This is a genomic window from Pseudomonas petroselini (assembly GCF_045037875.1).
Lineage (GTDB): Bacteria > Pseudomonadota > Gammaproteobacteria > Pseudomonadales > Pseudomonadaceae > Aquipseudomonas > Aquipseudomonas petroselini.
The window spans coordinates 592,980-604,931 of sequence record NZ_CP173614.1 but is presented as its reverse complement, the minus strand read 5'-3'; the positions used below and the strand labels follow the sequence as shown (position 1 = coordinate 604,931).

The window sequence follows — 11,952 nt, the reverse complement described above, 5'->3', positions numbered from 1 at the left end:
CAGCTAGCTCATCAGGCACTGATCCTCCGCTATCGGGGGCAAGCCCCCTCCCACATAGTTCACCGCGTTGTTTGTTAGAGAATCGGTGAAATAAGCCGCGCAACTCGCATGCCCAATTGCTGCAGGCGGCGGGTTTCGCGGCTTTCTGCCTGGCTGACCTCATGGGCCAGGGCAAAGTCGTCGAGCAGCATGTGCTCAACTTCTTTGGCGAAGGCTTGGTCGACCGTCAGCAACATCACTTCGAAATTCAGCCGGAATGAACGGTTGTCCATGTTCGCACTGCCGATGGCGCTGATTTCACTGTCCACCAACACCACCTTTTGATGCAGAAAGCCCGGCGTATAGCGGAACACCCGCACGCCGGCGCGCACCGCTTCGATCGCGTAAAGGCTGGAGGCGGCGTAGACGATGCGGTGGTCGGGCCGCGAGGGCAGCAGCAGGCGCACGTCCACTCCACGTAACACCGCCAGGCGCAGCGCGGCAAACACGGCTTCGTCGGGGATGAAATACGGGCTGGTGATCCACACGCGCTCGGTCGCCGCGTGGATGGCTTCGACGAAAAACAATGAGCAGGTTTCATACGGGTCGGCCGGGCCGCTGGCGAGTAATTGGCAGAGCACGCCATCCTCGGGGTAGGCGTCCGGCAGGATCAACGGTGGCAACTCGCGCGCGGCCCAGAACCAGTCTTCGGCAAACGACTCCTGCAAGCACGCCACTACCGGGCCGGTGACCTGCACATGGGTATCGCGCCACGGCGCCAGCGGGGGCTTCTTGCCCAGGTATTCATCGCCGACGTTATGCCCGCCGACAAACCCGGTAATGCCGTCCACCACCACGATTTTGCGGTGGTTACGAAAGTTGACCTGGAAGCGATTGAGCCAGCCGCTGCGTGTAGCGAACGCCTTGACCTGTACACCGGCGTCGCGCAGGGATTGCACGTAGCGATGGGGCAGGGCATGGCTGCCGATGCGGTCATACAACACGTAAATGGCTACGCCTTCGGCGGACTTTTCCTTCAACAAGGCATGTAACTGTCTGCCAAGCTCGTCGTCATGAATGATGAAGAACTGGAAAAGCACGGCTGTCCTGGCGTTACGAATCGCCTCGAAGATCGCGCTGAACGTGGCATCGCCATTGATCAATAAATGCACTTCATTGTTGGCCAGGCACGGCATGCGACCCAGCTTGGGCATGGCGCGCAGGGAGGCGTAGGCGCTGGAGTTACGTGCGGCCAGCGCTTCCTCGACCCAAGGCCGCCAGTTCAGCGCGGTGATGGCGGTGTGCATTTCCTGATTGGCCTGGCGACGGGCCTGGATGTAGGCGTCGAACGTGCTGCGGCCGAAAATCAGGTAGGGGATCAACGTGAGGTACGGCATGAACATCAGCGACAAGGCCCAGGCGATCGAGCCTTGGGCGGTTCTGACGGTCAGCACCGCGTGGATCGCGGCGAGTGTCCCGAGAAAGTGCAGCGTGGCGATGAAGTAGGCGAGCAGGTGCGGGCCAAAAAAATCCATGGACGACGGTACTCCAGGCAATCGAGTGCCTAACAGACCATGTTCGCTGACGAATGTCGCTATTTTATTTGCCGTGCAACACTGGCGCCTTCGCGGCGTCTAACGCCAACAATTGCCCAGGAGTTACCCGATGAATGCTCGTCTGCTTGGTTTAGCCATGGTTATTGGTTTGTCGCTGCCCGTGGCAGCACAGGCGCAGATGCTGGCGCCGGGCTTGTGGGAATTGACCACCAGCAATATGAAGGTCGATAACCAGGACCTGCCGGACCTGTCGCTGATCCTCGGTCAACTCAAGCAACAGATGACCCCTGAACAGCGCGCCATGCTGGAAAAACAAGGCATCACCATGGCCGGCAAAGGCGTGCAGGTGTGCCTGACACCGGCGCAGGTCGCGTCCGATTCGATCCCCCTGACCGACCCGCAATCGGGCTGCAAACAGGAAGTCACCGACAAGACCGGTAACCAGTGGAAATTCCGCTTCAGTTGCCCGAAAGCCCAGGGCACCGGCGTCGCTACTTTCCAGAGCCAGAAAGAATTCACCACCACCGTCAACGGCACCTTCAATGCCACCGGTATTCAGCAGAAGGGCAGCCTGGACAGCCATGCCCAGTGGCTGGGTAACGATTGCGGGACGGTCAAGCCTCGCGCTTAACGCAGGCCGCCTAACGCAGGAAATGCAGGGGCAAGCCCTGGCAACTGTCGACCACCTGGCCGTTGTGCCAAGCCAGGTGGCCGGAGACCAGCGTGGTGCTGACGCTGTGGCGAAAGCTGCGCTCGGCAAAAGGCGTCCAGCCGCAGCGGGCCAGGATCGGCTCGCTGCTGACGGGCTTGCCTTCGGGCTCCGGTTTGATCAACACCAGGTCGGCCCAATACCCTTCGCGTAGATAACCCCGATCCGGGATGGCGAACAGGTCGGCCACGCGGTGACTGGTTTTCGCCACCAGGGTCGTCAGCGGTAGCAGCCCATCGGCGACCAGCTCCAACAACGCCGGCAGCGCGTGCTGCACCAGGGGTAAACCCGACGGCGCTTCGCGATAGCCCAACTGTTTTTGCGCCCAGGTATGCGGCGCGTGGTCAGTGCCAATCACATCCAGACGATCACTCAACAAGGCTTGGCGCAGCGCGTCGCGGTCGGCGCGTGTCTTGATTGCCGGGTTGCATTTGATCTGATGACCGAGCCGATGATAATCGCGGTCATCGAACAGCAAATGGTGCACGCAGACCTCGGCCGTGATGCGCTTTTGCGCCAGAGGCTTGTCTTCGAACAACACCAGCTCGCGGGCGCTGGTCAGGTGCAGCACATGCAGGCGTGTGCCGTGGCGCTGGGCCAACTCCACGGCCAGAGAGGACGAGCGATAGCACGCTTCGGCATCGCGAATCAGCGGATGGGCCACGGCAGGAATAGTGTCGCCAAAGCGCTCACGCAGGCGTTGTTCATTGGCCTGGATACTCGGCGTATGTTCGCAGTGGGCCAGCAGGATGGTCGGCACTTCAGCGAATAACCGCTCCAGAACCCGTGGATCATCCACCAGCATATTGCCGGTCGAGGCCCCCATGAACACTTTGACGCCGGCCACTTCCCGCGGGTCCAGCGCTGCGACGAGGTCGAGGTTGTCGTTGCTCACGCCAAAGTGAAAGCCATAGTTGGCCACCGAATGCAGGCCCGCGCGACGCTTTTTATCGGCCAGGGCTTGCAAGGTCAGCGTAGCGGGTTGGGTGTTGGGCATATCCATGACGCTGGTGATACCGCCGGCCACGGCCGCCCGGGATTCGCTGTAAAAGCTGCCTTTGTCTGGCGCGCCGGGGTCGCGAAAGTGCACCTGGTCATCGATCATGCCCGGCAGCAGCCATTGGCCCTGGGCGTCGATGGCCAAGGGCGCGTCGCAGCCTTCGATGCTGCTGGCGATCTTCTCGATACGGCCGTTGGCGACCAGCACATCGGCGTCGAATGCCTGGCCTTCGTTCACCAGGCGGGCATTGCGAATCAGCAGGCGGCTCATGGTTCAGAACTCGTTTTGCAGGGCTTTGTAGCCGCGCACCAGATCGACATTGGTGCGTGCCACGTCTTCGGAAAACTCCGAGGCGCTCACACTCACCGGCGGGTATTGCGACAAGTCGGTGTTGGGGCCGATGCGGGTGGTGGAGGGCACGTAGAAGGCGGCGGGCAAATCGCGCCCGTCGACCACCGAGTTGTGGCGCACCACACAGCCGTCGCCCACGGCGCAGTTGAACAGCACGCTGTTGAAACCGATGAACACACGGTCGCCGACGGTGCAGGGGCCGTGCACGATGGAACGATGGGCAATGGAGGTGAATTCGCCGATGGTGACCGCCGCGCCGGACTTGGAGTGGATGACCACGCCGTCTTGGATATTGGAGTTGGCGCCGATGGTGATCGGGTCCATGGCGCCGCTGGCATCGACTTCATCGGCACGGATGACGGCGTAGGGGCCGACGAAGACGTTCTCGCCGATGATGACCTTGCCGCAGATGATCGCGGTTTTGTCGACGTAGGCCGATTCGGCAATGACCGGCAGATCGCCGGAAGGGTTTTTGCGGATCATGCAGCGGGCTCCGTAATGATGTAGACGTGGTCGCCGTCGATGGCGTTATAGAAACAGGTGGGGCGGCCGGTGTGACACGCCGGACCCAGTTGGTTGACGATCAGCAGTACCGCATCGCCGTCGCAATCCAGGCGCGCTTCCACCAACTGCTGCCAGTTGCCCGAGCTCTCGCCCTTGCGCCATAACTGCTGGCGCGAGCGCGACCAGTAGCAGACTTGCCCGGTGAGCAGGGTTTCGTTGAGGGCCCGGCGGTTCATCCAGGCCAGCATCAAGACTTCGCCGCTGCCATGTTGCTGAGCGATGGCGGCCACCAAGCCATCGCTGTTCCACGGCAGGGCATCCAGCACCTGTTCGAGTGGAAAGCGACTGCCGACGGCAGCCCCTTCCAGGTCGAGCATGCTCAAGTTCATGGCTTGCTCAACGCCGCGCACAGCGTGTTGAGGTTGTATTCGAACAGCCCGGTAAAGGTGCTGGCCGGGCCTTCTGCGGCGAGGGCGTCGGAATACAGCGTGCCGCCGATCTGTGCGCCGCTTTCGTCGGCGATCTGCTTGAGCAGGCGCGAATCCTTGATGTTTTCCATGAACACGGCTTTGACTTTATCTTTGCGAATCTGAGTGATCAGCGCGGCGACTTCGGCAGCGGACGGCTCACGTTCGGTGGACAGGCCTTGAGGCGCGAGGAACTCGATGCCATATGCCTGGCCCAGGTAGCCGAAGGCGTCATGGGAGGTGACGATGCGGCGGTTGCCTGGTGGCAACGCGCCGAACTTGGTCTTGGCCTCGGCGAGCAGGCGGTAGATTTCCTTGAGGTAGGCCTGGCTGTTGCGCAGGTAGTCAGCCTTGTTGGCCGGGTCGGCGGCCACCAGCGCCTTGGTGATGTTGTTCACGTAGATTTCGGCGTTGGCCAGGTTGTGCCAGGCGTGTGGGTCGGGGATGGTTTCGCCGTCCTCTTCCATGGTGTGGGAGATCACGCCTTTGCTGGCGGTGACGACCGTGGCCTTGGTTTCGGTGCTGGTCACCAGGCGGTCCAGCCAGGGTTCGAAGCCCAGGCCGTTCTTGATGATGACCTTGGCCTTGAGCAGCGCCTTGGCGTCGTCGGGTGTCGGTTCGTAGGTATGGGCATCGGCGTCGGGGCCGACCATGTTGCTGATCTGGATGTGATCGCCACCGATCTGGTGGGTGATGTCATCCAGGATGCTGAAGCTGGTAACCACCTGGAGCTTGTCTGCGGCCTGAGCCGTCGATAACGACAGGATTAGACTGAACAGCACGAGTAGAGCGCGCATCGGGAAACACCTCATTGGGATGACAGCAAGGGCGGGCGGCTCAGCAAGCCGTGCACCGGACCGAAGACCACGGACAGCAGATACCCGGCGCCCGCCACCAGCACGATGGCCGGGCCGCTGGGCAACGAGTAGTAGAACGACAGCAACAAACCCAGCCATACCGACAGGCATCCCAGCACTGCCGATACCGCGATCAATACCGGCAGGCGCCGGCTCCAGAAGCGTGAAGCGATGGCGGGCAACATCATCAAGCCCACCACCATCAAGGCGCCGATCGCCTGGAAACCGATCACCAGGTTCAGCACCACTAAGGTCAGGAACAACCCATGGGCGAGCGGGCCGAGGCGGCTGACGGTTTGCAGGAACAACGGATCGAGGGTGTCCAGCAGCAACGGTTTATAGATCGCGGCCATCGCGATCAGGCTGAAACCGGAGACCCAGAGCATGCCGGTGAGGGTGGTTTCGTCGACGGCCAGGGCGGAGCCGAACAGCAGGTGCAACAGGTCCAGGCGCTTGCCGGCGATGCCGAGGATCAGTACACCGGCGGCGAGGGAGATGGGGTAGATGGCGGCGAGGCTGGCGTCTTCACGCAGACCGGTGCGGCGGGTGATCCAGGCGGACAGGCCGGCCATGCTCAGACCGGCGCCGAGGCCGCCGATGGTCAGGGCCGGCAGGCTCAGGCCGGCGAACCAGAAGCCAAGGGCAGCGCCGGGCAGGATGCCGTGGGCCACGGCGTCACCGATCAGGCTCATGCGCCGCAGGATCAGAAACACCCCCAGCGGCGCAGTGCTGCAGACGAGCACCAGGCCGCCGATCAGCGCGCGGCGCATAAAGACGAAGTCGACGAAGGGCATCCACAGGCGGGCGGCAAAGTGCATCAGGCCACCTGCATGTGGGGTTGCGGGCGGATCAGTTCTTTACTGGGCCCGAAGATGCAGCCGGTGTTTTTGATCTGCACCACTTGCTGGGTGTGATGGCGAACGGATGCGAGGTCATGGCAGACGACAATCAGCGTGCGGCCTTGGTCGTGCCAGGCATGGATGTGTTTCCAGCACAGCGCTTGGCCTTCTTCATCCAGCGCGGCGTGGGGTTCGTCGAGCAACAACACCGGCGCTTCGGCCAGGCTCATGCGGGCGAGCAGGGCGCGTTGCAATTCGCCACCGGACAAGGCCATCAACGGGCGGTGCTCCAGGCCGCTGAGGCACCAGTCTTCAAGCACCGCTTCAAGGCGCTGGCTGCGTTGTTGCGGGGTGAGTTGGGTACCCCAGAATCCGGCGGCGACCAGTTCTTGCAGGCTGATGGGGAACTGACGGTCCAGGTGCTGTTGCTGAGGCAGAAACGACAGGCCGCCACGGCGTGGAACATCCACCGAGACTTTACCTGCCAAGGGCTTCTGCAGGCCGGCGATGACTTTGAGCAGGCTGCTTTTACCGGTGCCGTTGGCGCCGATGATGCCAGTGAGGCTGCCTTGTTCCAGGGTGAAGTCTGTCGCGGGGGTCAGCGGTTGGCCGGGGGCGCCCCAGCGCAAAGCGGTGCAGGTGATCATGCAGGGTTTCTCGTCCAGCGGCTTTCAGCCACGGCATCGTGCGCGTGCAGGCTTTCGGCATGGATCACTTTCAGGTGGAAGGCTTTGACGGCATCCGAGCGTTTCAAGGCGAGGTTCAGGCGGCGGGCGGCGTCTTCGCAGAACATCAAGTTCTGCCCATTGGCCAGGGCGAAGGCTTGTTCGTCCGCACGTTTTACGGCGGTTTGTACGGCGGTGCCGAGGGCGGCTTCGACGTTATCGATCAGGTCATTGATGGGCAGGCCGGCTTGGTCACCGTCCAACGTGATCAGCAGTTGCGCGCTGCTGCGCTGACTGTGGGGCGTGGCGACGATGCCGTTGGCGCTGCCGAGCCAGGTCAACACGTCCTCATGCCGCAACGGTGTGTCGCCGAAGTCATCAAGAAATTGCTGCTGAATCAACTGCCTGGCGAGTGCAGCAGAGCAAGGGCAGGTTGAGGAATAAGTAACGTCAATTTTTAGTTCCACGTGGAACATCTGGTTTTCCAGACGCGCTTCGATGCTCACCGGATAGCGTTTCCAACCGGCCAGTGGGCTGACCAGCGCCGGGCGTTTGAGGAGCAGATCGGTGTGGATACGCAGGTAGGCGTTATTAGATAAACCTTCATGACTGTCGAGAAAACGCTGCAGTACATTACGCAGAAGTGCAGGCGTAAGCGGCTGCTGGTCGAGCATCTCCAGCGCCAGGTACAGGCGTGACATATGAATGCCACGGGCGGCGCCGTCGTCCAGGCTCACGCCGGCATCGGCGGTGGCGGTCAGGCGTTGGCCGTCGATAAGGATCGGCAGGGCGATGCCGCACATCCCCACCCAGTCGAGTGGCAAGGCTTGGCGTGAAGCCTGCGCGGCGATATCCGGCAGAGTCAGCGCATTCATGAGCAGGTCCATCGTTGGAAATGATTTGACATGTTATAGTATAACAATAGAGTCGACGATGAATATTCTGCTCCTGCCTTTTTTCAGTCATGTCGAGTAGGGACGCTCCTTTATTTGCGGTATTTGTATGCACAGACGTCAGCTCCTTAACCTGCTTCTGGCCAGCCCTCTTTTCACCTTGCCGTTTGCGGCCCACGCCACACAGATACGCAACGCCCGCCTGTGGCGCTCTGACGACAAGCTGCGGCTGGTGTTCGACCTCAGCGGCCCGGTGCAGTACAAGACCTTCACCCTGAGCGCGCCGGAGCGTTTGATCATCGACCTGAGCGGCGCCGGGCTCAGTGGTGATTTCTCTCAGCTGGCGTTGACGAACAGCGGGATCACCTCGATCCGCTCGGGGCATTTTGGCAAGGGCGACACGCGCATCGTGCTCGACCTGGCTGCGCCGATGCAGCTCAACAGCTTTGTGTTGCCGCCCCAGGATGGGCAGGGTCATCGTCTGGTGCTGGATCTGACCAGCGCCACCCAGGCGCCTCGTCAAATAGCGTCAGAGCCCACGCCCCTGGTGGATAAGGCGCACCCCAAGCGCGACATCATCGTGGTGGTCGATCCCGGCCACGGCGGCAAGGACCCCGGCGCAGTCGGCTCCAAGGGCCAGCGCGAAAAAGACGTGGTGTTGTCCATCGCTCAGCTGTTGGCCAAACGCCTGAAGCGCGAGAAGGGTTTTGACGTGAAGTTGGTGCGCAACGACGACTTCTTCGTGCCGCTGCGCAAACGGGTGGAGATCGCCCACAAGCACAATGCCGACATGTTTATCTCGGTGCATGCGGATGCGGCGCCGCGCATCACCGCGTCGGGTGCTTCGGTGTATGCGTTGTCCGAAGGCGGTGCGACGTCAGCCACCGCACGCTTCATGGCGCAACGAGAAAACGGTGCCGATCTGCTCGGCGCCACCCGTCTGCTCAATCTGAAGGATAAGGACCCGATGTTGGCCGGGGTGATTCTGGATATGTCGATGAACGCCACCATCGCCTCCAGCCTGCAACTCGGCAGCTCGATCCTGGGCAGCCTGGAGGGCATCACCAGCTTGCATCAGAAGCGCGTGGAGCAAGCGGGTTTCGCGGTGCTGAAGTCACCGGACGTACCGTCGATCCTGGTGGAAACCGGGTTTATCTCCAATGCGCGTGACAGCGCGCGCCTGGTCACCGCGCGGCATCAACAGGCGGTTGCCGATGGCCTGTTCGAAGGCCTGAAAAAATACTTCCAGAAGAACCCGCCGATGAACAGCTACATGGCGTGGGTGCAGGAACAGAAGAGCGCCCAGGTCTAACAGCCGGTGATGCGGCTGCAGGTGAATTTGGCGCTGGCGCCACCCGAACTGGAAAACCGGTTAAGGGTGGTCCAGCCCACGCGCCGTGTATAGCCGACCCACGCCTCACCGTCCGACGCCAACCCGGTAAAGAACGTCAGTTGCCCGTAGCGGCTGTTGGTCTGTGCCCAGTAGCGTTTGCCGATTACCTCATACCCACGCAAATACGTGGTGCTGCCGACCGTCGCCACGCTGTAGGCATTGCCCAGTGGGTCGACGCACGCGAGCAGGTTGGCGCTGCGCGTGCAGTTGGCCAGCAGGCTCGGCGCTTGAGCACAGGCAGGTCCTGCCGCAGCCAATAACAGGGCGCACAGCAAATATTTCATCGGGCTTCTCGAGGCAGGGAAGTATTCAAGCATTGCGCCCTTCGTCGTGGTGAGCAAGAGGGGATTGGCTTATTTGCACTGTTATACTATAACATAAAAACACAGCCTGACCCGTGACCCGCTCCCCATGACCAAACAAGACCTGCTGGCCCAGCCGCCCGCCGACTACATGAACGAAGCCCAACAAGGGTTCTTCCGTGAGTTGCTGCTGACCCAGCGCCATGAGCTGCAAGTGCGTATCGACGCCGAGTTCCTGGCACTGCGCGAGCAGGAAACCAACAGCGACCCGGCCGATGTCGGCAGCGCCGAAGAGCAGCGCCAGTGGCAGCTGCGTCTGCTGGAACGGGAAAAGAAGCTGTTGGACAAGATCGACGATGCCCTCGAATTACTGGCTCGCGGCGAATACGGCTGGTGTCGCGAAACGGGTGAGCCCATCGGCCTGCAACGCCTGCTGCTCCGTCCCACCGCGACACTCTGTATCGAAGCCAAAGAACGTGAAGAGCTGCGCGAACGCCATAAACGGGCAGTTTGACCGGCCACCCTTGATGAGGAATACCTGATGCCCAACCGTCTCCCCGTTACTGTGTTGTCCGGCTTTCTCGGCGCCGGTAAAAGCACGCTGCTCAATTACGTCCTGCGCAACCGCGAAAACCTGCGGGTGGCGGTGATCGTCAACGATATGAGCGAAATCAACATTGATGGCAGCGAAGTCCAGCGCGATGTCACCCTCAACCGCGCTGAAGAAAAACTGGTAGAGATGAGCAACGGCTGCATCTGCTGCACCTTGCGGGAAGACTTGCTGGAGGAAGTCGGAAAACTCGCCAAGGAAGGTCGGTTCGATTACCTGCTGATCGAGTCCACCGGCATCTCCGAACCCTTGCCGGTGGCTGAAACCTTCACCTTCCGCGACGAAAACGAGCAAAGCCTGGCCGATATTGCACGCCTGGATACCATGGTCACGGTGGTCGACGGCATGAACTTCCTGCTCGACTACCAGGCCGCCGAAAGCCTCGCCTCCCGGGGTGAAACCCTGGGTGAAGAAGACGAACGCTCCATCACCGACCTGCTGATCGAGCAGATCGAATTCGCCGACGTGATCCTTATCAGCAAGATCGACCTTATCAGCAGCCGCGAGCGTGAAGAGTTGATGGCAATCCTTGAGCGCCTCAACGCCCAGGCGGAAATCATCCCGATGGTGATGGGCGAAGTACCGCTGAACAAGATCCTCAACACTGGCCGATTCGACTTTGAACGCGCCGCGCAGGCCCCGGGCTGGTTGCAGGCGTTGCGGGGTGAACATGTGCCGGAAACCGAAGAGTACGGCATCGCCTCCACCGCTTACCGTGCGCGCCGCCCTTTTCATCCGCAGCGCTTTTTCGACTTTATCGACCGTCCGTGGGTCAACGGCAAACTGCTGCGCTCCAAGGGCTTTTTCTGGCTGGCCAGCAAGCATCAGGATGCAGGCAGTTGGTCTCAGGCGGGCGGCTTGATGCGCCATGGATTTGCCGGTCGCTGGTGGCGCTTTGTGCCAAAAAGCCAGTGGCCCCAGGATGAGGAAAGCGTCGCGGCGATCATGGGCAACTGGCAACTGAGCACCGGTGACTGTCGCCAGGAACTGGTGTTTATCGGGCAGAACATCGACTTCACCCAGCTGCGCGCCGAGCTGGACGCCTGCTTGCTCGACGATGAAGAAATGGCCCTGGGCGTCGAAGGTTGGCGCTTGCTGGCCGATCCCTTTGGCCCTTGGTATGAGGAGGCAGCCGCCTGATGCTGGCCCCGGTTATTCCCCTGCGTCCCGTGATTCGCCAGACCCGTGGAGAAACTCCGCTGGCGCTGTCCGACATCCTTGAAGACGGCGTCAACCTGGCGGTGTGGCAGCGCCAGTTGCCCCTGCACATCGCCGAGTTCGGCGCCTTGCTGGTGGCGCTCAATGAGCCGTTGGCCGATTCCAGGGTGATTGAGCTCAATAACGAAGACGCCGCGCCCGACTTGCAGGGGCTGGCGTCCAGTTGCCGCGACCTGGAAGGCTACGAAGGCTTTATCGCCGATGTGTCTTGGCTGGTCAGCGCTTTTGCCTGTTTGCTGGGTGCCAAGCGTATCGGCGTGCGCTTGCGCCTGTTGGATAAAGCCATGTGCCCGCGTTTTCACGTCGACCATGTGCCGGTGCGGCTGATCACCACCTATGCCGGGATCGGCAGCCAGTGGTTGCGTGAAGGCGTGATGGACCGTCGCCAGTTGAGCCAGCCGGACGCTGAACCCTGCGACCGAATCGAGCAGCTCCAGTGCGGGGAAGTCGCCCTGCTCAAGGGCACCAAGTGGCATGGCAATGAAGGCCATGGCCTGATTCACCGTTCGCCCGCACTCAAGGCTGACGAACGCCGCTTGATCCTGACACTGGATTGGCTCGCATAACCGCGTAGGATCAAACGCTCTACACGGTCTGAACGATGCTCCT

At 61.5% G+C, this 11,952-nt stretch carries 14 protein-coding genes; 5 read left to right on the top strand and 9 right to left on the bottom strand.

Going from position 1 to position 11,952, the window contains the following annotated elements; genetic code table 11:
* Positions 1–74 precede the first annotated feature (74 nt).
* Entirely contained in the window at positions 75–1,514 is a 1,440-nt protein-coding gene (gene cls / locus ACI512_RS02895; protein ID WP_064053192.1) for a cardiolipin synthase, read from the bottom strand.
* 130 nt (positions 1,515–1,644) lie between these two features.
* Between cls and ACI512_RS02890 the strand changes: the two genes are divergently transcribed.
* On the top strand, positions 1,645–2,166 hold the full coding sequence (locus tag ACI512_RS02890) for a DUF3617 domain-containing protein (protein WP_015886622.1): 522 nt from the start codon (positions 1,645–1,647) through the stop codon (positions 2,164–2,166).
* Between the two features lie 10 nt (positions 2,167–2,176).
* On the opposite strand, the gene ACI512_RS02885 is transcribed toward ACI512_RS02890, so the two are convergent.
* The 7 genes from ACI512_RS02885 to folE2 are packed head-to-tail and all read right to left on the bottom strand — an operon-like array spanning position 2,177 to position 7,802.
* The gene (locus ACI512_RS02885; protein WP_236380250.1) at positions 2,177–3,514 is read right to left on the bottom strand and encodes a dihydroorotase; all 1,338 of its coding nucleotides are present in this window, start codon (positions 3,512–3,514) and stop codon (positions 2,177–2,179) included.
* Between the two features lie 3 nt (positions 3,515–3,517).
* Positions 3,518–4,078, bottom strand: coding sequence for a DapH/DapD/GlmU-related protein (locus ACI512_RS02880; protein WP_034110438.1), 561 nt, complete (start codon positions 4,076–4,078; stop codon positions 3,518–3,520).
* Entirely contained in the window at positions 4,075–4,488 is a 414-nt protein-coding gene (gene hisI / locus ACI512_RS02875; RefSeq protein WP_015886619.1) for a phosphoribosyl-AMP cyclohydrolase, read from the bottom strand. Before hisI ends, ACI512_RS02880 begins: the two co-directional genes overlap by 4 nt.
* Positions 4,485–5,363, bottom strand: coding sequence for a metal ABC transporter substrate-binding protein (locus ACI512_RS02870; protein WP_015886618.1), 879 nt, complete (start codon positions 5,361–5,363; stop codon positions 4,485–4,487). Before ACI512_RS02870 ends, hisI begins: the two co-directional genes overlap by 4 nt.
* Positions 5,364–5,374: 11 nt before the next feature.
* Entirely contained in the window at positions 5,375–6,241 is an 867-nt protein-coding gene (locus ACI512_RS02865) for a metal ABC transporter permease (protein WP_236380252.1), read from the bottom strand.
* The gene (locus ACI512_RS02860) at positions 6,241–6,909 is read right to left on the bottom strand and encodes a metal ABC transporter ATP-binding protein (protein ID WP_236380253.1); all 669 of its coding nucleotides are present in this window, start codon (positions 6,907–6,909) and stop codon (positions 6,241–6,243) included. The genes ACI512_RS02865 and ACI512_RS02860 overlap by 1 nt, the downstream gene beginning before the upstream one ends.
* On the bottom strand, positions 6,906–7,802 hold the full coding sequence (gene folE2 / locus ACI512_RS02855; RefSeq protein ID WP_093544737.1) for a GTP cyclohydrolase FolE2: 897 nt from the start codon (positions 7,800–7,802) through the stop codon (positions 6,906–6,908). The genes ACI512_RS02860 and folE2 overlap by 4 nt, the downstream gene beginning before the upstream one ends.
* Before the next feature lie 127 nt (positions 7,803–7,929).
* On the opposite strand from folE2, the gene ACI512_RS02850 reads away from it, so the two are divergent.
* Positions 7,930–9,132 carry an N-acetylmuramoyl-L-alanine amidase gene (locus ACI512_RS02850; protein WP_231808484.1) on the top strand — a complete coding sequence of 401 codons (1,203 nt, stop codon included), beginning with the start codon at positions 7,930–7,932 and terminating at the stop codon, positions 9,130–9,132.
* Here ACI512_RS02850 and ACI512_RS02845 read toward each other — a convergent pair.
* On the bottom strand, positions 9,129–9,497 hold the full coding sequence (locus ACI512_RS02845; RefSeq protein ID WP_015886613.1) for a hypothetical protein: 369 nt from the start codon (positions 9,495–9,497) through the stop codon (positions 9,129–9,131). The genes ACI512_RS02850 and ACI512_RS02845 overlap by 4 nt on opposite strands.
* Before the next feature lie 127 nt (positions 9,498–9,624).
* Between ACI512_RS02845 and dksA the strand changes: the two genes are divergently transcribed.
* Genes dksA through ACI512_RS02830 form a run of 3 tightly spaced genes read left to right on the top strand, consistent with a single transcriptional unit; the run spans position 9,625 to position 11,909 of the window.
* Positions 9,625–10,029, top strand: a complete 405-nt coding sequence (dksA, locus tag ACI512_RS02840) for an RNA polymerase-binding protein DksA (RefSeq protein WP_064053198.1) — start codon at positions 9,625–9,627, stop codon at positions 10,027–10,029.
* A gap of 27 nt (positions 10,030–10,056) precedes the next feature.
* A complete protein-coding gene (gene zigA, locus ACI512_RS02835; protein WP_015886611.1) occupies positions 10,057–11,265 on the top strand; it encodes a zinc metallochaperone GTPase ZigA in 1,209 nt (402 codons plus the stop codon).
* Positions 11,265–11,909, top strand: coding sequence for a DUF1826 domain-containing protein (locus ACI512_RS02830; RefSeq protein WP_236380255.1), 645 nt, complete (start codon positions 11,265–11,267; stop codon positions 11,907–11,909). The genes zigA and ACI512_RS02830 overlap by 1 nt, the downstream gene beginning before the upstream one ends.
* Positions 11,910–11,952 lie beyond the last annotated feature (43 nt).